The organism is Nocardia sp. NPDC006044, assembly GCF_042871115.1.
GTDB lineage: Bacteria > Actinomycetota > Actinomycetes > Mycobacteriales > Mycobacteriaceae > Nocardia.
Genome location: NZ_JBIAID010000002.1, coordinates 1,499,423 through 1,523,934 on the forward strand (window position 1 = coordinate 1,499,423; position 24,512 = coordinate 1,523,934).

17 protein-coding genes are annotated in these 24,512 nt (G+C 68.5%); 10 read left to right on the top strand and 7 right to left on the bottom strand.

What is annotated here, in order from left to right; genetic code table 11:
* Positions 1–11 precede the first annotated feature (11 nt).
* A complete protein-coding gene (locus ACFYO1_RS24465) occupies positions 12–545 on the bottom strand; it encodes a hypothetical protein (protein ID WP_387235107.1) in 534 nt (177 codons plus the stop codon).
* 136 nt (positions 546–681) lie between these two features.
* On the opposite strand from ACFYO1_RS24465, the gene ACFYO1_RS24470 reads away from it, so the two are divergent.
* Complete coding sequence (locus tag ACFYO1_RS24470) at positions 682–2,253, top strand: DUF4185 domain-containing protein (RefSeq protein WP_387235110.1); 1,572 nt, start codon at positions 682–684, stop codon at positions 2,251–2,253.
* 1 nt (position 2,254) lies between these two features.
* Here the strand turns inward: ACFYO1_RS24470 and ACFYO1_RS24475 are convergent, their stop codons facing one another.
* Together ACFYO1_RS24475 and ACFYO1_RS24480 are read right to left on the bottom strand one after the other, a co-directional pair.
* Complete coding sequence (locus ACFYO1_RS24475) at positions 2,255–2,947, bottom strand: allophanate hydrolase subunit 1 (protein WP_387235112.1); 693 nt, start codon at positions 2,945–2,947, stop codon at positions 2,255–2,257.
* Between the two features lie 2 nt (positions 2,948–2,949).
* Positions 2,950–3,705, bottom strand: coding sequence for a LamB/YcsF family protein (locus ACFYO1_RS24480; protein ID WP_387235365.1), 756 nt, complete (start codon positions 3,703–3,705; stop codon positions 2,950–2,952).
* A 166-nt stretch (positions 3,706–3,871) separates the two neighbouring features.
* Here ACFYO1_RS24480 and ACFYO1_RS24485 point away from each other — a divergent pair, with 166 nt between their 5' ends.
* Positions 3,872–4,687 carry a hypothetical protein gene (locus tag ACFYO1_RS24485; protein WP_387235115.1) on the top strand — a complete coding sequence of 272 codons (816 nt, stop codon included), beginning with the start codon at positions 3,872–3,874 and terminating at the stop codon, positions 4,685–4,687.
* Here the strand turns inward: ACFYO1_RS24485 and ACFYO1_RS24490 are convergent.
* A complete protein-coding gene (locus ACFYO1_RS24490; protein WP_387235118.1) occupies positions 4,684–6,144 on the bottom strand; it encodes a CCA tRNA nucleotidyltransferase in 1,461 nt (486 codons plus the stop codon). The two genes, ACFYO1_RS24485 and ACFYO1_RS24490, sit on opposite strands and share 4 nt — an antisense overlap.
* Positions 6,145–6,243: 99 nt before the next feature.
* Here ACFYO1_RS24490 and ACFYO1_RS24495 point away from each other — a divergent pair, with 99 nt between their 5' ends.
* From ACFYO1_RS24495 to ACFYO1_RS24530, 8 genes are all read left to right on the top strand, one after another.
* Positions 6,244–6,780 carry an NUDIX hydrolase gene (locus ACFYO1_RS24495; protein WP_150400452.1) on the top strand — a complete coding sequence of 179 codons (537 nt, stop codon included), beginning with the start codon at positions 6,244–6,246 and terminating at the stop codon, positions 6,778–6,780.
* Positions 6,777–9,392 (top strand): DUF6049 family protein, encoded by a 2,616-nt coding sequence (locus ACFYO1_RS24500; protein ID WP_387235121.1) that lies wholly within the window; start codon positions 6,777–6,779, stop codon positions 9,390–9,392. Before ACFYO1_RS24495 ends, ACFYO1_RS24500 begins: the two co-directional genes overlap by 4 nt.
* Before the next feature lie 852 nt (positions 9,393–10,244).
* Complete coding sequence (locus ACFYO1_RS24505; RefSeq protein ID WP_387235124.1) at positions 10,245–14,093, top strand: lipid II flippase MurJ; 3,849 nt, start codon at positions 10,245–10,247, stop codon at positions 14,091–14,093.
* 357 nt (positions 14,094–14,450) lie between these two features.
* Positions 14,451–15,011: an RNA polymerase sigma factor SigM gene (gene sigM, locus ACFYO1_RS24510; RefSeq protein WP_387235126.1), complete on the top strand. Its 561-nt coding sequence runs from the start codon at positions 14,451–14,453 to the stop codon at positions 15,009–15,011.
* A gap of 102 nt (positions 15,012–15,113) precedes the next feature.
* Positions 15,114–16,265: a hypothetical protein gene (locus tag ACFYO1_RS24515; RefSeq protein ID WP_387235128.1), complete on the top strand. Its 1,152-nt coding sequence runs from the start codon at positions 15,114–15,116 to the stop codon at positions 16,263–16,265.
* Between the two features lie 152 nt (positions 16,266–16,417).
* Positions 16,418–17,404 carry a thioredoxin-disulfide reductase gene (trxB, locus tag ACFYO1_RS24520; protein WP_387235131.1) on the top strand — a complete coding sequence of 329 codons (987 nt, stop codon included), beginning with the start codon at positions 16,418–16,420 and terminating at the stop codon, positions 17,402–17,404.
* A 73-nt stretch (positions 17,405–17,477) separates the two neighbouring features.
* Entirely contained in the window at positions 17,478–17,816 is a 339-nt protein-coding gene (gene trxA / locus ACFYO1_RS24525; protein WP_150400455.1) for a thioredoxin, read from the top strand.
* A 189-nt stretch (positions 17,817–18,005) separates the two neighbouring features.
* Positions 18,006–19,199, top strand: a complete 1,194-nt coding sequence (locus ACFYO1_RS24530; protein WP_387235134.1) for an N-acetylmuramoyl-L-alanine amidase — start codon at positions 18,006–18,008, stop codon at positions 19,197–19,199.
* A 140-nt stretch (positions 19,200–19,339) separates the two neighbouring features.
* On the opposite strand, the gene ACFYO1_RS24535 is transcribed toward ACFYO1_RS24530, so the two are convergent.
* From ACFYO1_RS24535 to ACFYO1_RS24545, 3 genes are all read right to left on the bottom strand, one after another.
* Positions 19,340–20,071 carry a GNAT family N-acetyltransferase gene (locus ACFYO1_RS24535; RefSeq protein ID WP_387235368.1) on the bottom strand — a complete coding sequence of 244 codons (732 nt, stop codon included), beginning with the start codon at positions 20,069–20,071 and terminating at the stop codon, positions 19,340–19,342.
* Positions 20,072–20,393: 322 nt separating this feature from the next.
* Positions 20,394–21,413 carry a ParB/RepB/Spo0J family partition protein gene (locus ACFYO1_RS24540; protein ID WP_387235137.1) on the bottom strand — a complete coding sequence of 340 codons (1,020 nt, stop codon included), beginning with the start codon at positions 21,411–21,413 and terminating at the stop codon, positions 20,394–20,396.
* A 69-nt stretch (positions 21,414–21,482) separates the two neighbouring features.
* Positions 21,483–22,439, bottom strand: a complete 957-nt coding sequence (locus ACFYO1_RS24545) for a ParA family protein (protein WP_387235372.1) — start codon at positions 22,437–22,439, stop codon at positions 21,483–21,485.
* Positions 22,440–24,512 lie beyond the last annotated feature (2,073 nt).

Consider the following 24,512-nt stretch of genomic DNA (forward strand, 5'->3'; position numbering starts at 1 on the left):
GCGGGTCGAATTCAGGTGATGACCGGATCGTCGTCGAGGTGACGTCCGGTCGGATTCATCCGCTGCGCCAGATAGTCGGGTAGGTCGTCCGGCGGCCGGTGCGACGGTGGCGCGTCTTTGAGCACCGGATGCGGCGGCGGATCATCGGCATTCGACAACCCCGGGATCGAATCCTGCGGTGCCACATCGGCCGCGGTGTGCTGGTGGGCCTCCAGGTGATCGGTGCGCACGATCCAGTCCAGCGGTTCGCTGAGGGCGTCGGACGCCGCGCCGGTGATGTGATGATTCCAGGTGCCGAACCCGGTCGGGTCGGTATAGAAGTGGTCCAGGACACCGTCGTTGTCCACGTCCAGTGCGGCCACGTCGGCGATGCCGGAACCACAGGTGTCCCACATCGCGTCGTCGGCCAGACCGTCACCGTCGAAGTCGAGCTGGACCGCGTCGGCCGTGGCCGAGGCCGGGCCCGCCAATTCCAGATCGGCTTGGCTGTGCCAGACGTGCACCGTGCCGTCGCCCGTGCCGAACACGTACTCGATCTCGTTCATATGTGTTTGGACGCGCGCGACCGACATTCGGTTCCCTATTTCACCCGACCCATTCCGGTAGGTTCCGTTTCACTTCGCCCCGATTCGACAGGAGTCAGCGACACATGGGTTTTCCGGCGCGGAATCGTGATACCTGATGCGCCGCTTCGGAAGCCGATCCGCCGGTGTACCGGCATTGTTCGGTGCGGTGCTCGGCGGCCTGTGCATCCTGCCCGTCCCGGCCGCGCAGGCCGCGCCGTTGCCGTGGGCGCCCGCGCCGGTGAACAGTTGCGGCGAGGCCGGTTTCGATCCGCGCACTCGCGAGCGCGATCCCGCGTTGCCGCCGCCCGCGGTGGTGCTGCCGGAGCGAATCGACATCCCGGTGCCGATCCCGCAGCTCACGCCGATCACAGTGCCCGGCCCGGAGCCGGACAAAACCAGGATCGACCCCGGTCCGCCGGCCGCCGACCCCTGCCACACGCCCTGCCCCGAGGTCCGCGATATCGCGAAACCGCCTGCGCCGAACCCCGACCCGAGCCCGTTCCCGGACACCGGAACTCCGCCGGAGCCGAGTTCGGCCGCACCGATCACGCTGCCGCGCATCGAATTCAAGCCCGAGATCGAACCGATCCCGGTGCCGGTGCCCGGCGGACCCGGCATCGCGCCACAGCCAGCACCGCCCCTGGCGATCCACCCCGCGGAACCAGGACCACTCGCCGCGCCGGTGGCCGAACCGCGCGTCACGTCGGTCGAACTGGCGGGCCAGGTCACCGGGCACGGCTCGCAGAATCGCACCGACCTGCGCTGGCAGGTGGACGGCACCGACCTCGGCGTGATGTGGGAGACCAAGCCGGGCGAGGTCGCGGTGGTGTTCGGCGACACCTTCGGCAAGGGCTGGCAGGTCGGCGGCGCCGGGCACGACGACCAGGACTGGCGCAGCAACGTGCTGGGCTACAGCACCGATCACGAACTGTCCGACGGCATGTCGCTGGACGCCATGGTGCAGGACAGCCGCTGCCACGCCGCCGAGATCCTGGCCAGCCGCAAGCTCAAGAACTGGGAGACGACCACCATTCCGACCTCCGGCTTCGCGCTGGGCGATCGGCAGTATCTGAGCTACATGTCGGTGAATCGGTGGAGCCGGATCCCGGGCCTGTGGTCGAACAACTACGGCGGGCTCGCCTACTCCGACGACAACGGGCGCACCTGGACCAAGGATCAGCATGCCAAGTGGGACAACCTGTTCGGCGTCGGCCGGTTCCAGGTCGCGGCGATGGTGCCGCAGGGCGACTACGTCTACATGTTCGGCACGCCCAACGGACGTGTCGGCGTAATCGGTCTGGCGCGGGTGACGAAGGACGAGGTGCTGAACACCTCGGCCTACCAGTACTGGGTCAACGGAACCTGGGCGCCTGCCGCCGAAAATCAGGCCACCCCACTGTTTCCCGGACTGGCCAGCGAGGTGTCCGTGCGTTACGACCGGGACAACGCGCAGTGGCAGATGGTGTATCTGGACTCCGGGCGCGGTGCGATCGTGGTGCGCAATGCCGCGCAACCGCAGGGCAGCTGGACCGAGGCGGCACAGTTGCTGTCCACCGCCGACTATCCGAGGGCCTACGGCGGCTTCATCCATCCGTGGTCGACCGGGAAGGATCTGTACTTCACCATTTCGTCCTGGGACAGCTACAACGTGTATCTCATGCACGCTCAACTGGATTCGGCGAACTGAGTCAGCCTTCGACGAACCGAACGCGACCACCCGCGCGGATCAAGGCGGGCGGATCGCGATCGACGTCCCACATCCGCAGGTCGGTGGTGCCGATGAGATGCCAGCCGCCGGGGGTGCTGCGCGGATAGATGGCCGAGTAGCCGCCGGCCAGCGCGACCGCGCCCGCCGGGATGGTGGTACGGGACTGCGCGCGGCGCGGAACGATCAGCCGGGCGTCGGGGGACTCCAGATAGCCGAAGCCGGGGGCGAATCCGACGAACACGCATCGCCAGATCGTTCCGGTGTGTTCGGCGATCACCTCGGCTTCGGTCAGTCCGAGCAGTCGCGCGACCTCGGCGAGATCGGCGCCGTCGTAGCGCACCGGGACGACCAGCAGGTCGTCCGGAGAATCGTTGTCCGGCAGTGTTCCACGGGAAACAATGCCCGAATCCTGTTCTGCGGTGGGCTGTTGCAGCGCATACAGCAGGCGGACCAGTTGGCGCCGGACGGATTCCGCGTGCTCCGGCGAAAGCAGCGTGACGAGAACGGTTTCCGCGGCAGGCAGGATGTCTTGCGCACCGTCCGGCGGGCGATGGCGGAGCGCCGCAACCAGTTTCGCGACGTCGCCGTGGTGCGGCGGCAGCACGAGCAGCGCGCAATCGCCGGCCGCCCGGATCCGCCGATCCGGATCCGCCGCCGGTTCGCTGTCCGTCATGTTCAGCCGAACGACTCGACCGGCACCCTGACCTCGTCCAAGGCGGTGCGAATGAGCCGCGCCATCTCGACCGCGGCGGGGGTATCGCCGTGCACGCAAATGCTGGCCGCACGCACCGCGACCTCGCCGGACCCGTCCACCGTGCGCGCGGTGCCGGACATGGCGATCGAAACCGCCTGCGTGACCGCCTCATTGGTACCCAGAACGGCTCCGGGCAGTCCGCGCGCGGCGAGCGTGCCGGCCGGCGTGTACGCGCGATCGGCGAATCCCTCGCCGACGAAACGCACCTTCGCCGCCTCCGCCGCGTGCTCCAACTGCGAGCCCGCCGGGCCGAGCAAGGCCAGCTCCGGGTCGTAATCGGCCAGCGCGCCCAGCACCGCGTCCGCGAGCTGCCGGTCCCGCGACGCCGAATGGTAGAGCGCGCCATGCGGTTTCACGTAGCGCACCCGATCACCGGCCGCCTTGGCGAACGCGTCGAGACTGCCGATCTGATACAGCACCTCGTCGCGCAGCTCGGCCGGAACCATGGTGACCTCACGCCGGCCGAATCCGGCCAGATCGCGATAGCCGACGTGCGCGCCGATCCGGACGCCCTTCTCCACGGCGAGCCCGCAGGTCCGGCGCATGATCGAGGGGTCACCCGCGTGGAACCCGCAGGCGATGTTGGCGCTGGTCACGATGTCGAGCATGGCCGCGTCGTCGCCCATCTTCCACGGACCGAAGCCCTCGCCGAGATCACTGTTCAGATCCAGCGGCATATGCACCCTTTCCGTGGCGGTGTGTCGGAGACAGCACCCGATTGTGGTGGTGACGGTGGTCTGCAGGCAAGAATGCCCGGTCAGTGCGGCGCACTCGCCGCCGAACGCGACCTGGGTCACAGGACGATGGTCCAGTTCAGCACCGGCAAGTACGCTCGGACCAATCATGGCCACGTATTTCGATCCGAAGTCCTGGTCGCCGTTACGAGCCGTCGATCTCGGCAAGCGCCTGTTCGAGCAGTCCTGGCTGGAACAGTGGATCAACGTCACCACCTCCTGGGTGGACGCGGGCGCCGACCTCGGTGCGGGCACCGTCACGGCGCTGATGCCGGACGCCCTGATGACCGTGCTCAGCGAAGGCATCCTCAGCCGCTTCGGCGGGCAGGAGGTCAGCGCCACGCTGCTCGGCCACGACCTGCACGCCACCTTGCAGGTGCTGAAGGTCCGCCGCCGGGGCGCGCATTTCCAGACCAAGACGGTGCTGTCCCGGTTGCGCTGGGACGACTATCCGATCGAAGCCGTGACGGTGATCGCGCACGGCGTCCGCCTGATTCCGGGCGTGCCGACGAAGGTACGGGCGGCGCAGCTCGATCTCGAGGGCACCGTCACCACCGCGGCGCTGGTCGGCTGGATCAACAGCCAGCCCCTGGATTGGGTGCTGGATGTCGCGGACAACGGGCTGATCCGGGCCAAGCACCGGCGCCGGCGGCTGACCGCGCTGGTGGATGCCTCCGTGACGGACAACCGGGTGACCGTGGACCTGCGCCGCGCCTCCTGGCTGGGCCTGCGGATGCCGCGCCGGATGATCGGCACCCCCACGCTGCTGCTGGAACAGCTGCCGAATCAGGCGCGCATCGTGCACGCCACCCGCGACGGCGACCTGGTCCGCTTCCGGATCGAGCTGCCGGAGATCACCGGGTCGTTCGATCTGGCCCAGATCCGCTCCGCCATCGTCACCGGGACGACACTGATCGTCTTCTAGGCCTGGGCTTTCCACCACTCCCGCAGGGCCGATTCCGCCTCGTCGCGGGTCATCGGGCCGCGATCCAGGCGCAGTTCCTTGAGGAACCGCCAGGCCTTGCCCACCTCGGGACCCGGTGGCAGGCCGAGCAATTCCATGATCGCGTTGCCGTCCAGGTCCGGGCGGACCTTGGCCAGATCCTCCTGCTCCTGGAGCTTCGCGATGCGCGTCTCCAGGTCGTCGTAGGTGCTGCGCAACGCGGCGGCCCGGCGCTTGTTGCGGGTGGTGCAGTCGGCACGGACCAGTTTGTGCAGGCGGGGGAGCAGCTCGTCGGCGTCGGTGACGTAACGGCGCACCGCGGAATCCGTCCACTGCCCCTTGCCGTAACCGTGAAACCGCAAGTGCAGGAACACCAGCCGGGCCACGTCCTCGGTGAACTGCTTCGGGTACTTCAGCGCCCGCATCCGCTTGCGCACCATCTTCGCGCCCACCACCTCGTGGTGGTGAAAGCTGACGCCGCCGCCCGGCTCGTTGCGCTTGGTGTCCGGCTTGCCGATGTCGTGCAGCAGCGCGGCCCAGCGCAACACCAGGTCCGGGTCGCCCTCCTCCAGGTCGATGGCCTGCTGGAGGACGGTGAGCGAGTGCCAGTAGACGTCCTTGTGCTGGTGGTGCTCGTCGATCTCCAGCTTCATCGCGGGTACCTCGGGCAGCACCCGCTGGGCCAGCCCGGTCTCGCACATGATGTTGATGCCGTCGATCGGGTGCGCGCCGCCGATCAGCTTGTCCAGCTCCACCCGGACCCGCTCGGCGGTGATTCGCTCGATCTGCCCGGCCATCGCGGTGATCGCCGTGCGCACCCGCGGATGCAGCTCGAAGCCGAGCTGAGAGACGAACCGGGCGGCGCGCAGCATGCGCAACGGGTCGTCGTTGAACGAATCCTCCGGCGCCGCAGGCGTATCCAGCAGGCCGGCCAGCAACGCGTCCATCCCGCCGAGCGGGTCGACGAACTCCAGCGAGCCGTCCGCGCCGATCCGCACCGCCATCGCGTTCACCGTGAAGTCGCGGCGGACCAGGTCGTCCTCGAGGTTGTCGCCGAAGGTGACCTCGGGATTGCGCGAGACCCGGTCGTAGTTATCGCTGCGGAAGGTGGTGATCTCCAGCTGCTGGCCGCTCTTGGACCCGCTGACCGTGCCGAACGCCAAACCGCCGGTGTCCCAGAGATGATCGGCCCAACCGCGCAGCAACTGCTGCACCTGCTCCGGGCGCGCGTCGGTGGTGAAGTCCAGATCGGTGCCGAGCCGGCCGAGCACCGCGTCGCGCACGCTACCGCCGACCAGATACAGCTCATGACCGCTCGCCGCGAACATCTCGCCGAGCGGTTCCAGTACCTCCGACAGCCTGCCCAGCGTCACCGCCGCGGCAGCCAGCAATCGGGTACGTCTATCCAGCTCTGCGTCCTCGGACTCGGTCGAAACCACGAAATAGCAGCTTACCGAGCCCTACCGAGCGAGATTCCGGCGCAGTGCCGGTTGCGCGGGGCGTGCGTCAGCGCAAATCCAACACAGTAGGATTGCTTGGTGTCTCCGGCCGATCGCGCGAACAGTCGACGCCGCCAGCCCCGGCGCCGCGGTTCGGCCGCCAACGCGGCGAAACCGCGCATGCGCACGGTCCGCGAAACCTCCGCCGGTGGCCTGGTCGTGGACGGTTTGGACGGCCCGCGGGACAAGCGCAGCGCGGCCCTGATCGGGCGCACGGACCGGCGCGGACGGCTGCTGTGGTCGCTGCCGAAGGGGCATATCGAGGAGGGCGAGACCTCCGAGCAGACCGCGATCCGTGAGGTGGCCGAGGAGACCGGCATCAACGGGGTGGTGGTCGCCGAACTCGGCAGCATCGATTACTGGTTCGTCACCGATGGGCGGCGGGTACACAAGACCGTGCATCATTATCTTCTGCGTTCCACCGGCGGCGAACTGTCCGATGCCGACGTGGAGGTCACTCAAGTGGCGTGGGTGCCGTTGAGCGAGTTGAATTCCCGACTGGCGTACGCGGACGAACGGCGCCTGGCCGAAGTGGCGAACAAGCTGATCGACCGGATGGAGACCGGCAAGCGATGAGGCGAGCGATGGCCCCGTTCCGGATCATCGTGGCGGTCCTGATCATCCTGGGTTCGGCGACGACCCTGCCGATGCTGGTAGCCCCCGCGCACGCACAGCCCACCGGTACCGGGTCGGAATCGGGGCCGAAATTCCTGAAGCTGTCCCTGGATTCGGTGACGCCGACCGCGGTGACCACGACCAGCGATTCGACGCTGACGGTGTCCGGCTCGATCATGAATATCGGGGACCGCAAGGTCAAAGACCTCACCATCCGGGTGCAGCGGGCGGCCGCGGTCGCGGTGCCGCGCGATCTGCGCGCGACCTTGCAGCAGGACCAGGTCAACTACGAGGTCAACGGTGATTTCGAAGACGTGGTGGCGCAGCTCGACAAGGGCGAGCGCACCAAGTTCACGGTCACCATTCCGTTGCGCCCGGGTGGAAGCACCGGCAAGAGCACGCTGAATATCACCGAACCGGGCGTGTATCCGCTGCTGTTGAACGTGAACGGCAAACCGGACTACGGCAGCCAGGCCCGGCTCGACGACGCCAGGTTCCTGCTGCCGGTGCTCGGCGTGCCGCCGCCGACGGCGAAGAGCACCGACGCGCCGGACGCGAGTCAGGCGGTGACCGCGCCGACCGACGCCCCGGTGGCGACCACCCTGCTGTGGCCGCTGGCCGACCGTCCGCGCCTGGTCGCCGGGCGGCCGGGGACGGCGGCGGTCGCCGGGCGGCCGGGGACGGCGGACGGGCAGGTCGAACTCACCGACGACGAGCTGGCCGCCTCGCTCGCCAAGGGTGGACGGCTCGACCAGCTGCTCGGCGCGCTGGAGACGGTGTTCGACACCACGCCGACCCGCGATCGCGCTTTGGCCGCCTCGGTGTGCCTGGCGATCGATCCGGACCTGCTGATCACGGTGCAGGAGATGACCAAGGGCTATCGGGTGCTGGCCAGCCCGTCGGATCCGGACGGCGCGACCCGCGCGGGAACCGGTGCGGCCCAGGCCCAGACCTGGCTGGACCGGCTGCGCGCGCTCGCCGGGACGATGTGCTCGGTGGCGTTGCCGTTCGCGCAGGCGGATCTGGACGCGCTGGCCGCGGTGAACGATCCGGACCTCTCCGCCAGGGCGATGAACGCGCCCGCCGAACTCGTCGACTCGATCCTGGCGACCAAGTCGGTGCGCGGGGTGAGCCTGCCCGATTCCGGCAGCATCGACAACGGCGCGGGAATTCTGTTGCGCAGCCACGGTTTCGGCACCGCCGTGCTCGCCGACTCGGCCATCGCGCCGGAGGGTACGGCGGGCACATCCGAGGCGACGCAGACGTCCACCGGTCGTGGGGACAGCAAGAAACTGCCTGCGCAGACCACGGCGACAACGGAAGGCGCGAACCCGGCTGTCGTCCGGTTGCCCTCGGTCACCGCGCCGGTGCCGCCGCCCGCGCCCCCCGCCGCCAATCCGGCCGTGCCGAACGGGAATTCGACGGGTACCCCGCCTGCCGATCCGGCGCTGCACGTCGCGACCTTCGACATCTGGTCGGCCACGGCGCTCGCCGCACTCGGCTCCAATCCGCCCACCCCCTCGTTCACCCCCACCAAGGTCCGCTACGAGGTCAGCAACGACTCCAGGGTCGCCCGGTTGCAGGACGCGCTCGGCGCGATCTCCTGGTCCGCGCTGAACCCCCAGCCGAACCAGCCGCGCTCCTTATTACTCGTCCCGCCGCAGCAGTGGAGCGCGAGCAAGGACGAGGGCACCGCCCTGCTGCGGCAGATCGAACTGCTGGTGCGCGGCAATCTCGCGACGCCGCGGCCGTTCCAGGACCTGGTCACCCAACCGCCGGACCCGCAGCCCTACGAGCTGGACTATCTGACCCAGGCCGCCGCCGACGCGGTGCCGGATCGGCTGATCGCGCCGGTGCGCGAGCAGGGCCGCCGGATCAGCGAGCTGATGCGCGCGCTGGTCGAGGTGCCGGAGGCGGATCCGACGCCCCGCGAGTTCCTCGACCCGCTGCGCGACGACCTGCTCCGGGTGCTCAGCCTGTCCGATCGCCGGACCGGCGACGCCGCCCAGGCCGACACCTTCGCCCAGCGCCGGATCGACCAGAACACCCGGGCGCTGGACACCATCTATCACTCAGTGACCGTGCTGCCGCCCGGCGGCGTGTACACCCTGGCGTCCGAGCAGAGCCCGTTGCTGCTGGTCGCGCGGAACAACCTGCCGGTGTCCATCCGGATCAAGTTCCGCATCGAGGCGCCACACGAGGCGAAGATCACCGACCTGGGCGAACAGCAACTGCCGCCGAACGGGACACGCTCGTTCCAAATCCCGACCGAGGTGAACGACAGCCGTAACCTGGTGATTCCGATCTCCCTTACCACACCGGACGGGATTCCGCTGGGGAATGCCACCTCGGTCTCGGTGCGCTCCAACGCCTATGGTCAAACCCTGGCCATAATTACCGCATGTGCCGGAGTACTGCTGTTCCTGCTCGCCGGGCGCCGCTTGTGGCGCCGGTTCCGCGGCCAGCCGGACCCGGCCGACGAAGGTTTCGATCCGAGCACCCGGCGCCGGGTGAATCGCTACCGGCGGGCCAAGAACCGCGTCATACAGCAGGAGCACCAGGAGGCACAGTGAGGGACGGTGAGCTAGCGCCCTCTGTTGTGTCACCGGCCGCGTCTACCGGATTTGGACGTCCGACAAACCACAGTGGCAGAGTGGAGGACAATCGCGGAAGGCTCGCATCGGCGCAGGGGCGGTGTGAGTAATGGGCAGTACCAGGAGGAACGGTGAGCGATTCAGCGTGGACGCCGCTCGCCGAGCCGACCGGGTTGCACTGCTCAGCCGGGCGCAGGAGGCATGATGAGCGACGATGACTCATCGGCGCATCGGCCTCGATCCGATCGGCGAGACGGGCCACCGGCCCGTCGGGCGCCGGTTGCGCCGTGGGAGCGGTTACCGCCGCAGGCGGAGATCGAGGACCCGGATATGAACGCCGGCCCGCACGAACCGCCCCCGCCCCGAGTGCCGCAGGTCAGCCGGCCCTCGGCGCCGCCGCAGCCGTGGCCGGGCCAGCGCATGCCACCCGGCCCGCCCCAACGACCGCCGGGCCCGCCGCAACGGCCCGCACCCGCACCGCACCCCGGGCAGCGGCAATATCCCGCACCACCGCCCGCGCAGCCGCGTCCGATTCCGCCAGGTCAGCGGCCTGGAACGCCGCCTGGCCAATCCGGTGCTATCCCGTCCCGGCCCGCGCCCGGTCAATCCGGTGCAATCCCGGCCAGCCCGCCGCGGCCGGCACCCGGTCAATCCGGCGCTATCCCCGTCAGCCCGCCACGCCCGGCCCCAGGGCAACCCGGCCAGCAGCCGCCGGGTGGTCCGCGTCCGGCACCCGCGCGACCCGCGCCGGGACAGTCCGGGCCGATCCCGGCCAGCGCACCGCGTCCCGGCCAGTCCGGCGCGATTCCCGCGACGCCGCCGTCCAACCGGATGCCGCCGCCGCGCTACGCCCCACCGCAGGCCCGGCCGGAACCGGCTCCGCCGCCGCACCGTCGCGCACCCGTCGCGGTCGCCGAGGCAGCCAGCCGGCCGCGCACTCAGGAGTGGCCCGCCGCGAAACCGGCCGAGCAGAAGCCGAATTCGAGTTCCCGGCTGCTCAGCGACTCCGGCTCGATCGCGTTCGCGACGCTGATCAGCCGGGTGACCGGTTTCGGCAAGCAGCTGCTGCTGCTGACCGTGCTCGGCCCGGCCATCGCCAGCGCGTTCACCGTGGCCAGCCAGATCCCGAACATGATCGCCGAACTGGTGCTCGGCGCGGTACTCACCGCGATCGTGGTGCCGACGCTGGTCCGCGCGGAGCAGGAGGACCCCGATCATGGGGAGGCCTTCGTCCGCAGACTGGTCACCGCGGCGTTCGTGGTGCTGGCCACCGCCGCGCTGCTGGCCACCGCCGCGGCGCCGCTGCTGACGACCTATGTCTTCCTGTCCGATGACGGCAAGGTCAATACCGGCCTGACCACGGCCCTGGCCTTCCTGCTGTTGCCGGCGATCCTCTTCTACGGCATGTCCGCGCTGCTGACCGCCATCCTGAACACCCGGCAGCAGTTCAAGCCGGGCGCCTGGGCGCCGGTGCTGAACAACGTCGTCGTGCTGACCGTGCTCGGGCTCTACGTGCTGATGCCCGGCGAGATCAGCCTGAACCCGGTGCGGATGGGCGAGCCGAAGCTGCTGGTCCTCGGCGTCGGCGTGACGCTCGGCGTGGTGGTGCAGGCGGTGAGCCTGGTGCCCGCGATTCGCCGCGAGCACATCGACCTGCGCCCGCTCTGGGGCGTCGACGCGCGGCTCAAGCAGTTCGGCGGGATGGGTGCGGCCATCATCCTGTACGTCCTGATCAGTCAGGCCGGGTTCGTCTTCGCGACGCGGATTTCCTCGCATGCCGATGCCGCGGGTCCGGCGATCTACAACAACGCCTGGCTGTTGTTGCAGCTGCCGTACGGCGTCCTGGGCGTCACGGTGCTGACCGCGATCATGCCGCGGCTGAGCCGCAACGCCGCCGCCGATGACACCCCCGCGGTGGTCGACGACCTGTCCGCCGCGACCCGGTTGACCATGATCGCCCTGCTGCCGGTGGTCACCTTCCTGACCCTGGCCGGGCCGCAGGTCGGGCAGGCACTCTACGGCTACGGCAACTTCGGCAGCGACGACGCCGCGCGACTCGGTCTCGCGGTCAGCTGGTCGGCCTTCTCGCTGATTCCCTACGCGCTGGTGCTGATTCACCTGCGCGTCTTCTACGCCAGGGAACAGGCGTGGATCCCGACCTGGATCATTCTCGGGATCACCGCCGCCAAGATCGTCTTCTCGGCCATCGCGCCGATGATCACCGATGCCGAGCACGTGGTGATCGCGCTGGGTGTGGCCAACGGACTCGGCTTCGCGGTCGGCGCGGTGGTCGGCGGGTTCCTGCTGCATCGCAGTCTCGGCGATCTGCGCATGTCCAACGTCAGCAGGACCATCACCCGGGTGCTGTTCGCGTCGGTGGCCGGCGGGGCGGTCATGTGGATCGTGGACCGGGTGCTCGGGCTCGAGCGCCTGACCGCGACGTTCGGCGGTCCCGGCTCGCTCATCCGGGTGGCGATCACGGCCATCGTCATGTTCGCGGTCGCCTTCGGCCTGATGCGCCTGGCCGGAGTCCCGGAGGTCGTCGCGATCACCGTGGCCATCTCCCGGCGGCTCGGCTGGACCCCGCCCGCCCCCGATCTCGATCTCGACGGTCCGGTCGACGATCAGTACGCGACCCAAGTACTGCGCAGGCCGGATCCGTATCTGGCATACGCTGGGTACGACCCGCACATGGACGCTCAGACCATGGTCTTGCCCGTGATCCGAGCCGATGCCGTTGACATCACCGGCATGGGCGAGTTCCCGTACCCTGTTCGGCAGAGAAGCACAAGTGGCGAGATTGCCGGAACCTCGAATTACCAGGGCGAAGGAGGACCGAGGGTGAGCGACGACGCGGTGGGCGGCGTCCCAGCCGCTGATTCTTCTGCGACCGCGGCAGGCGGGTTGTCCACGGACGCCCCGCCCCCCGGGGGAGAGCCGTCGGATCCCGCGTACGCGAACCGCGAGACCGGCACCGGTCCGCCGGATCACGACGCGGAAGCGCCGGATCACGAGCAGGCCCAGCCGGGTCCGCACGAGCGCCAGAGTCCGGTACCGGCACGCGATCCGATGTACGACACCGGGATGATCCCGATCGGATCGCCGGAGATGCCGCCGCTCGGTGGCGAGAACCTGGGTTCGCGGCGCACGCCGCGCGGCCCGAAGCTGATTCCCGGCGCGTCCGTGGCCGGTGGCCGGTACCGGCTGCTCGCCGGGCACGGCGGTGCGCGCGGCCTCAAGTTTTGGCAGGCGCTCGACATCAAACTCGACCGCGAGGTCGCGCTGACCTTCGTCGACGCGGATCAGACGGCCGGAGAGAACTCCGGGCACGACGGTCCGCAGGCCATTCTGTCCCGCACACTGCGTCTCGGACGGATCAACTCACCCGGCCTGGCCCGGGTGCTCGACGTGGTCCGCGGCAGCTCCGGCGGCATCGTCGTGGCCGAGTGGACCCCCGGTCGCTCGCTGCGCGAGATGGCCGAGACCGTGCCCTCGCCGATCGGTGCCGCGCGCGCCATCCGGGCCCTGGCCTCGGCCGCCGAGCTGGCCCACCGCGGCGGCGGTTCGCTGTCCATCGATCACCCGGACCGGGTGCGGATCAGCGCGACCGGCGACGCGGTGCTGGCCTTCCCCGGCACCCTGGGCGATTCGGACGCGCAGTCCGACGTCCGCGGCCTCGGCGCCATGCTCTACGCGTTGATCACCGCCCGCTGGCCGATCCGCTCCGGCGGCGTCACCGGCACCGCCGCGACCGTCGGAGGGTTGCGGCTCGCCGATTTCGGCCCGGACGGCACCCCGGTGGAACCGCGCACCATAAGACCCGAGGTGCCCTTCGAGATCTCGGCGGTCGCGGTGCGCTCGCTGGAGTCGAACAAGGGCGTGCGTACCGCCGCGACCGTGCAGCACGTGCTCGAGCAGGCGTCGGTGGTGGATCAGAAGACCGATTTCATCCCGGTGCTGCGGCTCGGGCAGCGGCCGCCCGCGGCGCCCGACGAGTCGCTCGCCGACCCGGAACTGCTTGCCGCGGAACGGGAGAGATCCCAGCGGATGATGTGGATCATGGTCGGCCTGGGCATCCTGGCCGCGCTGGTGGTCGGCATCGTGATCTGGTGGATGGTCAGCGTGTTCGCGCCCGGCGCCTCGGACGCGCCGCTCAACGAACAACGCAATATCGGCCTCACCACGAACAACAGCGCGCCCGCCACCCCGGCCGCCGCCGGCCCGGTCGCCCCGTCGGGTGGCGTGCCGATCCCGGTGACCGGCGTGACGGTGTTCTCCCCGGAGGGCACCCCGGACGGGGTCGGCAACGTGAACGCGGTGCTCGATCAGAATCCGGGCACGCTCTGGCGCACGGATCAGTACTACCAGCAGTTCCCCGCGCTCAAGAAGGGCGTCGGGCTGCTGGCCACGCTACCCAGCCCGGCGAAGTTGACGAACATCTCGATCAACTCGCCGAGCCCGGGCACCGCGGTGGAGATCCGCACCTCGCCGACCACGTCACCGACCCTGGACCAGACCCAGCTGATCGGCTCGGCGAAGCTCAACGACGGGATCACCGACATTCAGGTCCGCACCGATCAAGCCGCCCGCTACGTGCTCGTCTGGATCACCGGACTGGGCAACTCGGGTGGTCAGTTCCAAACTTCGATCGCAGATATTCGGTTCGACGCCGCGCCTTGACGCGATTTCGCGAGTACCGGGGTAACTCGCCGGGTACGGGCTGACCCGACCCCTCTGACCTGCCGCAAGCCGCCAATTCTGCCGCTGCGCGCCCAAAATCTGGCCTGAATCCGCGGGGAGGCGGAGGAGCTTGCTGTGCAATCGCGAGTAACGATATGATCTCCACGCGCTCTCAGCACAGGGGAGCTTCCCGGGTTCTGGTTTTTTCGATCCTGGATGCTGCGAAATTTCGGTGATGGTCGCCCGTGTCCGTCACCACCGTGAGCGCTGTCCAAGGGGTTGGCATTGTCGTCGGACTTGAACGAGGATTTCCGCGGGGGGACATCGCGGTCAGCCGCGTACCGCGAACGCTCGTTCGTGGGCGCTGACTACACCGATGTCGAGCTGTTACAGGCGCACGTGCGCGGCCAGCGGCACGCCTTCGCCGAGTTGCTGCGCCGGCACAACGATCATCTGTGGCAGACCGCGCTGCGCACCTCCTACACCCGCGAGGACGCCGCGGACTCCCTGCAGGACGCGCTGCTGTCCGCACACCGCACGGCCCACTCGTTCCGGGCCGAGGCCGAGGTGCGCAGCTGGCTGCACGCCATCGTGGTGAACGCCTGCCTGGACCGGATCCGGCGCAACAAGATCCGCAAGGCTGTCTCACTCACGCCGGAGACCATGCCGGAACCCCGCGACGACCGGGACGCGGTCGCCGAATTCGAGATGTCGCTGGTCGTGGATCAGGCGCTGTTCTCGCTGCCGCCGGATCAGCGCACCGCCCTCGTTGCCATCGATCTCGAGGGGTATAGCGTGGCCGAAGCCGCCGCTATGCTCGGTGTTCCGGAGGGAACGATCAAGAGCCGCTGTGCCCGCGGGAGGCAGCGTCTACAAGAACGATTGGAATTTCTGCGCGATCCGGGGAACCGGAGGTAGTTGAGATGCGTCATTAATAGTGACGAGCCCGTAGACGATGTCCATGTAGCTCCCCGGCCCGAGGGGATCCCCGCGATGTCAGACGAGAACACTGGAGGTGCGATGGCAATCAGGTCCATGCCGCAGCCTCCGTTCTCGGCGGAACTGCTCGCCGACCTGCACGCCGACAATGTGGCGCCCGAACTGCGCGAGCAGCTGTGGCCCGTGGTCCGGCAGGACGGAGAGTCGCTGCGCTTCATCCACGCGCTGGACGACGTCAGCACCGAATTGCGCGCGCTCGGCCGCAGCGACCGGATCATCCACACGATGCCCGACGACGTCGCGGCCCGGCTCGCCGACTTCATCGACGGATTCGACCTCGACGAGGCGCCCACCGAGACCGGCGCGACCATCTACCGGCTTCCGGTGACGGCGGTGCCCGAATCCGACGACGACACCGTGCGTGGCGTGACTCCGATTGCGGCACAACCCGTTACCGACGAGGAGACCGTCCGGACTCCCGTCGCAGCCGAACCTGCTACCGATGACGAGACTGTCCGGGTCGTCGGAACTGCTGTCGTGGCAGAGCCCGCCACTGACGATGAAACTGTGCGGGTCGTCGGGAACCCGGTCGCGGGAAATCCCGCTACCGATGACGAGACCGTGCGGGTCATCGGAACTCCGGTCGCGGCAGAGCCCGCCACCGACGACGAGACCGTCCGTGTCGTCCGTAGTCCTGCCGCCTCCGAACCCGACGACGAGACCGTGCGCGTCCTCCGCACTCCGGTCGCCGCGGACCCGGAAGCCGACGTCGACACGGTGCGCGCCACCCGGCCCGCCGCACCGATCTCGCTCGACGACCACCGGCGCAGCCGGCTGCGCTGGATCACCGCCGCGGCCGCCGCCGTAGCGGTCGTCGCCTGCGCCTCCATCGCGCTGACCGTGGTGCGCGGCAACGACGCCACCCCGACCGCCCAACCGACCTCGGATATCACTCAGCTCGGCGAAGATCTCAGCGCACCCATGATGCTCAGCGCGCTCGGCCGCAACGACGCCACCGGCCTGCTCGGCAATCCGGCCGCGCGGGAACGCTGCATGCGCGCCAACGGACTCGAACGCACCATCCTCGGCTCCAACAACGTCCGCCTACAGGGCAAGGACGCGGTGCTGATCCTGCTCACCGGGCCACGGACGCCGAAGATCACCGCGTTGGTCGTCGGAACCGGCTGCACCACAGACGATCCGCAGTTCATCACCGTGCAAGACATCGGTTGAGTGACGCACGCTACAACGCCCGCGCGGCGACCGAACGCCACCCCCGCGGCACTGAGCCGAACCTCACGTAGGACCGGGCCTGCCCAGGAACAATAGCCATTACCCTGTTGTTGACCGAAACGTCCAATCGTTTTCTCCCCCGGAAGGGCCTCATGAGTGCGCCAGTTCGCGACCTGATCATCGTCGGCTCCGGACCTGCCGGCTACACGGCCGCCGTGTACGCGGCCAGGGCCGAGCTCCAGCCGCTGGTGTTCGAAGGCACCCAGTTCGGCGGCGCCCTGATGACCACCACCGAGGTGGAGAACTTCCCCGGCTTCCGCGACGGCATCATGGGCCCGGACCTGATGGAAGAGATGCGCGAGCAGGCCAAGCGCTTCGGCGCCGACATCCGCACCGAAGACGTGGACGCCCTCGACCTCAGCGGCCCGATCAAGACCGTCACCGTCGGCGACGAGACCTACCAGGCCTACGCGGTGATCCTGGCCATGGGTTCGGCCGCCCGCTACCTGAACGTGCCCGGGGAGCAGGAACTGCTCGGGCGCGGCGTGAGCGCCTGTGCCACCTGCGACGGCTTCTTCTTCAAGAACCAGGACATCGTCGTGGTCGGCGGCGGCGACTCCGCGATGGAGGAGGCCACCTTCCTGACCAAGTTCGCGTCCAGCGTCACCATCGTGCACCGCCGCGAGGAGTTCCGCGCCTCGCGGATCATGCTGGAGCGGGCCAAGGCCAACGAGAAGATCAAGTTCCGGCTCAACGCCGAGGTCGCCGAGGTCAAGGGCGACGGCAGCGTGACCAGCCTGGTGCTGCGCGACACCCGCACCGGGGAGACCTCGGAGCTGGCCGCGACCGGCCTGTTCGTCGCGATCGGCCACGATCCGCGCAGCGAGCTGGTCCGGGACCAGGTCGAACTGGACGACGAGGGCTACGTGCAGGTGGTGCACCCGTCCACCGCGACCAAGGTGCCCGGCGTGTTCGCCGCGGGCGACCTGGTCGACCACACCTACCGCCAGGCGATCACCGCCGCCGGCACCGGATGCCGCGCGGCCATCGACGCCGAGCGCTGGCTTTCCGAGCAGGGCGACATCAGCTCGAACACCCTGGATCACGCGGGCCAACCGATCGCCGTGCCCGCCAACTGACGTCGTCTCCGTCCCGTCGCCCGCACCGCGAGCGGCGGGGCCGGAGCGATCGGTAATTCAGCAAGGAGAACCCATGTCCGACAGTGCCACCAAGAACACGATCACCGTCACCGACGCGACCTTCGCCGACGCCGTGCTGCTTAGCGAGAAGCCCGTCCTGGTCGACTTCTGGGCCACCTGGTGCGGCCCGTGCAAGATGGTCGCCCCGGTGCTGGAGGAGATCGCCGGCACCCACGCGGACAAGCTGACCGTCGCGAAAGTGGACGTCGACGCCAATCCCGGCACCGCCCGCGATTACAAAATCCTCTCGCTGCCCACTATGATGCTGTTCCGCGGCGGTAAGCCGGTGAAGCAGATCGTCGGCGCGAAGGGCAAAGCCGCCCTCCTGCGCGAACTCGACGGCGAGATCTGACACCTGTCGCGCAAATGCCGTAGGCGCCAAAGGCCGTCGAGATCCATCGACGCGCCGTAGGATGCCTGGACCCGGGAATGCCGAATTCCCGTCCGGGTCTGAGACAATCGACCGACGCCGGTCGTGCGCAGGGTGTATCCCATCGCATGAGTGGGTACCCGGATTGACGGAAGGAAAGGGCTCTCACGCATGCACCGACTTCGTCACGGCGATAGCGGTCCAGCCGTAGCAGAGGTTCGGAGCACCCTGGCAAGTCTCGGGTTCTTACACGCACACGTCGACGCCGATCACGCCGACGCCCGCGAGTATTGGAAAGACACCGAGGCCTCCTTCGACCACCGCCTCGACTCGGCCGTCCGCGCCTTCCAGCAGCATCGCGGACTGCTCGTCGACGGCGTGGTCGGCCCGGCCACCTACCGGGCGCTGAAAGAGGCCTCCTACCGCCTCGGCGCCCGCACGCTGATCTATCAGCTCTCCGCACCGCTGTACGGCGACGACGTCGCGACGCTGCAACGCAAGCTGCAAGACCTCGGCTTCTACGTGCACCGGGTGGACGGCTACTTCGGTCCGCACACGCACGAGGGACTCACCTCCTTCCAGCGCGAGATCGGCCTGGCCGCCGACGGCATCTGCGGGCCGGACACGTTGCGTTCGCTCGACCTGCTCGGCGCCCGCGTCACCGGCGGCAATCCGCACCGGATCGCCGAGGAAGAGGTGGTGCATCGGGCCGGACCGCAGCTGACCGGCAAGCGCATCGTCATCGACCCCGGCCTCGGCGGACCCGACAAGGGCCACCCCGTACCGACCGAATACGGCGACGTATACGAGTCGGAAATCCTGTGGGACTTGGCAAGTCGGCTCGAAGGCCGGATGGCCGCGACCGGTATGGAGACGTTCCTGTCCCGCCCGTGGGGTGCCAACCCGACCGATGCCGAGCGCGCCGACACCTCGAACGCCTTCGACGCCGATCTGATGATCTCGCTGCGCTGCGCGACCAATCCGAGTCCCCTGGCCAACGGCGTCGCCGGCTTCTACTTCGGCAACTCGCACGGCTCCGCGTCGATGATCGGTCAGGTATTGGCCGGGTTCATCCAGCGTGAGGTCGTCGCGCGCACCTCGCTACAGGATTGCCGTACCCACGCCAGAACCTGGGATCTGTTGCGGCTCACCAAGATGCCGACGGTGCAGATCGATATCGGTTATCTGACAAACGATTACGACGCCGCCGTGCTCACCAATCCGCGCATTCGGGACGTGATCGCCGAGGCGATCCTGATCTCGGTGAAACGGCTGTACCTGCTCGGGCAGGATGACCAGCCAACGGGCACATACACTTTCGCGGAACTGCTGGCGGAGGAACTGGCCGCGGCCGACCGCATGTAGTCAGAGCTGAGTCAGGTCGACTGACCGCGGCCTTTGATTTCGTGAGCACACGGGTACGCCCGAAGTCGGCCATGAACCGCTTGCCGCCAACGCCATTGTTGGCGGCACCTGAGTCCGGCCTGAATACGCGGGGAGGCGGGCTAGCTTCCGACGCGCACCGGGGGAGTCATCGCCGCGGCGGCGAGCAGCTGATCGAGCGCGCGCTCCACGTCTTCCTTCCACCCGTGATCGGAATCGAGCTCCAAGCGCAGCCGCGGGAAACGGTGGTGCGGCGCGATCACCTTGAACCCGACCTCCTCCAGGAAGTCCGCCTCGATCATGCAGGTCTCCGGCGAACACTCGGTCACCGAGCCGGGGGAGTTCGAGCCGGGACTCTTGATCGGCGAGATGATCCGCTCCATCAGCGTCATCGAGCCGAACCGCTCGGACAGCGCCTGCGACGGCGGATCGGACCGGATGCCGAACGACTCCAGCGCACGCACGCCGCGACGCACCAGATCGGCCACCACGGCCTGCATGAGCTGGTGGGCAACCTCGTTGTCCTGGTACGGGAATTCGGCCTGCAGCGTGGTCAGCAGGACCGCGTCCGGGCTCACCGGTGAGGTGGGGAACAGCGACGCCCGCGGCACCGCGCTCGGCGGCGAATACAGGGCGCAGCCCGCGACATTGCCGTCGACGTTCGCCACCTGCCCGCAGGAACCCCACTCGAGCAGCACGGTGGACAGCCAGGCTTCCTTTTCGAAGACCGGGTCGCTGAAGCCGCGCGAGTCCTCGGCCACGGCCGGATCAATCTCCCAGAACACGCAGCGCCGGGAGTGCGCGGGGAGCTTGTCGAGCCCGCCGAGGGTAAGTGCTGTGACGCTGGTCGACACTGCTCTGCTCAGCCTCCAGCTGTCCGATTCGTCCACACTCATGTCCGCGCCTCGCCTGTGCTCGACGCCGGACCGCGTGCGGCACCCTGGCCCATGGTTCGCGTTTCAGTCACACCGCATCACTATGTTCTTGCCAGCAAGAATAAGCGATCAACAGAACCCGCCTCATTCCACGTCGCTGTGCTGTTGGTTGAGAACTTGTGCTGGTTCGTCCGGAACCGATGCGCTCCGCTAATTCGCGGAAATCGCGCGTCCGTCACAGTGACGTTTCGGCTCCGAGGGCTTACCTGTCGCATTCACAAGTCTTTTTCTGTCACTTCCGTCACAAATCGCGCTTGCTCTGCTCCATGAGGCTGACGATCCGCTCGAGGTCGTCGACCGAGCCGAACTCGACGACGATCCGACCTTTTCGCTTGCCCATGCTCACGATCACCCGGGTGTCGAACGACCCGGACAACCGATCCGCCACATCCTGCAAACCGGGCATGTGAATCGGCTTGCGCTGCGGGGCGGGCGGCGCCGCCGGATCCGGCGGCGGGGCGGTCTCCTGATTGGCCAGGATCACCGCCTCCTCGGTGCTACGCACCGATAGGCCCTCTGCGACAACGCGCTTGGCTAGTTCCTCCTGCGCGTCCGCGCCGGCGGTCAGTCCGAGCAGTGCCCGCGCGTGGCCGGCCGACAGTACGCCCGCGGCCACCCGGCGTTGCACCGAGATCGGCAGCTTCAGCAGCCGGATCATGTTGGTCACGGCGGAACGGGACCGGCCGATGCGATCGGCGAGCACCTCGTGGGTGACGCCGAACTCTTCGAGCAGCTGCTGATACGCGGCCGCCTCTTCCAGCGGGTTGAGTTGCACCCGGTGGATGTTCTCCAGCAGCGCGTCGCGCAGCATCGACTCGTCGGCGGTCTCCCGGACGATCGCGGGGATCGCGGCCAGTCCCGCGACCTGCGAAGCGCGCCACCGGCGTTCGCCCATGACGAGCTGGAACTTGTCCACCCCCGGCTCGACCCGACGCACCACGATCGGCTGCATCAGACCGAATTCCTTGATCGAGTGCACCAGCTCGTCCAGCGCCTCGGCCTCGAACACCTGACGCGGCTGCTTCGGGTTCGGCTCGATCTGCTCCGGCGGGATCTCCCGGTAGACCGCGCCGCCGGGGGAGAGGTCGTCCTCGGCCGGGTCCGGGACCCGATGCAGATAGGCCGACGCGGGCTGCGGCCCGATCGGATCCAGACCGATGACGCTGGCCGCTTGACTGCTGAGCCCCGGCGCCGCCGCCGGTCCCGTCGGGATCAACGCGGCGAGACCGCGCCCTAGCCCACCCTTCTTCGCCTGACTCATCGGTCTAAGACCCCTTCCTCGTTCCGCCACCACACCGGGTCTTGCCGACCCGATCGTCATCCAGCCAGATCACTCCGCGGCGTCGGCCGCGGCATGTGCCAGCGCCGTTGCCTTGGCCGCCATTTCACGTCCGGCATCGAGGTAGCTCATCGCGCCTCGGGAGCCTGGATCATAATCGAGCACCGTCATTCCGTAGCCCGGCGCCTCGGACACCTTCACACTGCGCGGGATCACCGAGCGCAGCACCGCGTCGCCGAAGTGCCCGCGGACCTCCTCGGCGACCTGGTCGGCCAGCTTGGTCCGGCCGTCGTACATGGTGAGGATCACCGTCGAGACGTGCAGATCCGGATTCAGATGTGCCTGCACCAGACCGATATTGCGGAGCAGCTGCCCGACACCCTCCAGCGCGTAGTACTCGCACTGGATCGGGATCAGCACCTCCTTGGCCGCGACCATCGCGTTGACGGTCAGCAGGCCGAGCGACGGCGGGCAGTCGATCATCACGTAGTCGATGTCGTAGCCCGCGATGTTGGCCTCCTGAATGGCGGCCTTCAGGCGGCCCTCCCGGGCCACCATCGACACCAGTTCGATCTCCGCACCGGCAAGATCGATCGTCGCCGGGATGCACAGCAGGCGCTCGTTGTGCGGACTCTGCTGGATCGCGTCCCGGACCGACACCTCACCGATGAGCAGCTCGTAACTGGACGGAACACCCGAGTGGTGTTCGATCCCTAGGGCGGTGCTCGCATTGCCCTGCGGGTCCAGATCGATCACGAGGACCGTCATCCCCTGATGCGCCAGGGCGGCAGCGAGATTCACCGCGGTGGTCGTCTTCCCGACGCCGCCCTTCTGATTGGCGATGGTGATGATGCGCTGCTCGTGCGGTTTCTGCACTGTCACCTTTCCTGGATGGAGGATCTGGCTGGCGCGTTGTGCTTCGGCCGCGATCGGAGTCTCGCTGGGGGAGATGTTCCCAAACGGTGTGCTTCCGAATGTCTCCGTGTCGAAATTGCTGGAGTCCAGCATTCCCGGCACGCGCGACGTAGTTTCCCGTGAAACATTCGCCGGACCGTTCGACATAGACAGCTCCTAACCCGAGAACTTCAGATCACGTGCTTCCGACGAGCGTCGGCGCCGTGTCATCAAACAGCTGGTGTCGGTACGAACATGATGCGCAACCGGGTTTCGCGGCGCCCGATCGACCGAGCGGAGCTCTCGTCGCGACACAATTCCTCCGTGGCACCTACGCTCACGCCCGACGCTCACTAGCTTGCCAGCACCGAGCGCGATAAGAAAGCTGAATCGCGGCAATGTGCAGAGGACACGCGAAGTTGTCCTCATTCAGCCACCGATCCCAGTTGTTTCACATGAAACACGGGGTCCACCAAGGGGTTGCGGAGCAGGCTGGCGTCCTGCGGTGCGTCGGCGAGTCACGATGTTTCATGTGAAACCGGGCGACCATCCCCAACGAGTCGCTAAGAGCGCTACGAGTTTTAGCCGCCCTGCGCAAGGGATCTACTCGTACTCAACCTGCGTACGAAAGCGCGCTCCCTGCCTCACTCCAGCGGCGATCAGTCGATGAAGAGTCGACGAGGGGACCGAGAAGACACAACCGGGCCACGGACGCCATGCGAGCCACGCGCACGCGAAACCCGACTGCCCCAGCCGCCTCCCGGCCTACAAGGCCACTCGCGTCCGTCCTTGCGCTGACTCCGCGCCCCCGCGACCCGACAGTCTGGCAATATGACCGCCCTTCCGAACCGCAGGCCGGCGACCCGAACGAGCTGGCGACACACCAACCCTGCGACTCACCAACCCTGCGACTCACCAACCCTGCGACCCAGCGACCCGGCGACCTGTCGACCTGTCCACCTGTCGACCCCGCGACCCGGCAACCCCGCCGCCCCGCCGCCCCGCCACCCGGCGACCCCGCGACCCGGCGGCTCGGCGGCTCGGCGACCCACCAACCCTGTCGACCTGTCGACCCGGCGACCTGTCGACCCGGCGACCTGTCGACCCGGCGACCCGGTGGCTCGGCGACCCGGTGGCTCGGCGACCCGGTGGCTCGGCGACCCGGTGGCTCGGCGGCTCGGCGGTCCGGCGGTCCGGCGGTCCGGCGGCTCGGTGGCTCGGCGGTCCGGTGGCTCGGCGGTCCGGCGGCTCGGTGGCTCGGCGGTCCGGTGGCTCGGCGGTCCGGTGGCTCGGCGGTCCGGTGGCTCGGCGGTCCGGTGGCTCGGCGGTCCGGTGGCTCGGCGGCTCGGCGGTCTAGTGGCTCGGCGGCTCGGCGGTCCGGCGGTCCGGCGACTCGGCGGTCCGGCGATTTGGCGATTTGGCGATTTGGCGACCCACCAACCCGCGACCTGTCCGCCTCGTTCTCACGGGCTCGTTCCTGTGACTCGCTCACCAGTGGCTCGGCAGTCGGGCAGTCCGGTAACCCGGCGATGCAAGTTGACGACGCGACCGCAGCCGGGCGACGGCACACGAGGACGAGCGAGGGGCGCTCCGCGAGATCGGCTGCCCCCGGCTACAGCACGACTCGCTGCCCGGCTACTCGGGGACGGCTGGCCGGCGACTCTGGCGCAGGCGACCCCACGACTCGACTACTCGCGGACCCGATCACCCGGCAGCCGAGGATCCGCGGCGCGGTGACCGAGAGGACAAACAACCAAAGGCCCGATGATCGAATTCCGTGACTCCATGACCCGGCGTCGGCACCCCTGCGATCCAGTTGTCCCACGACCCAGCTACACACGGCTTCCCTGCCACTCAACGACCTCCGACCTCGCGGACCGCGACTCCCCAGTGCGGCGACCCGTGGGCCTCGGTGACTGGGTGACCCGTTGACTTGGCGACCAGGCGGCGCGGGGCTGGTGACTTTGGCGGCCGGTGTCTTGGCGGCTTGGCGATTCAATGGCTGGGGACTTGCCAGCTGGGTGCCCCGGCGATTCGGCAGCCCAGTGACTTGGCGATTGGGTCGACGGGTTGGCAAGCCTGACGAGGCGACGCGCGAGAGGGGCGGCGGGGCACAGGGAAGAAGGGGCGGCGTAGCGACGAAGCGCCACCGGACGCGGGGAGCCAGGATGAGGCTTGTTGTGGAAT

What these genes read in the sequence shown, in the direction of transcription:
- ACFYO1_RS24465 (WP_387235107.1), bottom strand. Translation starts at nt 545, where the DNA reads ATGAACGAGATCGAGTACGTGTTCGGCACGGGCGACGGCACGGTGCAC.
- trxB (WP_387235131.1), top strand. Translation starts at nt 16,418, where the DNA reads ATGAGTGCGCCAGTTCGCGACCTGATCATCGTCGGCTCCGGACCTGCC.
- ACFYO1_RS24475 (WP_387235112.1), bottom strand. Translation starts at nt 2,947, where the DNA reads ATGACGGACAGCGAACCGGCGGCGGATCCGGATCGGCGGATCCGGGCG.
- ACFYO1_RS24470 (WP_387235110.1), top strand. Translation starts at nt 682, where the DNA reads ATGCGCCGCTTCGGAAGCCGATCCGCCGGTGTACCGGCATTGTTCGGT.
- ACFYO1_RS24480 (WP_387235365.1), bottom strand. Translation starts at nt 3,705, where the DNA reads ATGCCGCTGGATCTGAACAGTGATCTCGGCGAGGGCTTCGGTCCGTGG.
- ACFYO1_RS24540 (WP_387235137.1), bottom strand. Translation starts at nt 21,413, where the DNA reads ATGAGTCAGGCGAAGAAGGGTGGGCTAGGGCGCGGTCTCGCCGCGTTG.
- trxA (WP_150400455.1), top strand. Translation starts at nt 17,478, where the DNA reads ATGTCCGACAGTGCCACCAAGAACACGATCACCGTCACCGACGCGACC.
- ACFYO1_RS24515 (WP_387235128.1), top strand. Translation starts at nt 15,114, where the DNA reads ATGGCAATCAGGTCCATGCCGCAGCCTCCGTTCTCGGCGGAACTGCTC.
- ACFYO1_RS24530 (WP_387235134.1), top strand. Translation starts at nt 18,006, where the DNA reads ATGCACCGACTTCGTCACGGCGATAGCGGTCCAGCCGTAGCAGAGGTT.
- ACFYO1_RS24545 (WP_387235372.1), bottom strand. Translation starts at nt 22,439, where the DNA reads ATGCTGGACTCCAGCAATTTCGACACGGAGACATTCGGAAGCACACCG.
- ACFYO1_RS24500 (WP_387235121.1), top strand. Translation starts at nt 6,777, where the DNA reads ATGAGGCGAGCGATGGCCCCGTTCCGGATCATCGTGGCGGTCCTGATC.
- ACFYO1_RS24505 (WP_387235124.1), top strand. Translation starts at nt 10,245, where the DNA reads ATGCCGCCGCCGCGCTACGCCCCACCGCAGGCCCGGCCGGAACCGGCT.
- ACFYO1_RS24485 (WP_387235115.1), top strand. Translation starts at nt 3,872, where the DNA reads ATGGCCACGTATTTCGATCCGAAGTCCTGGTCGCCGTTACGAGCCGTC.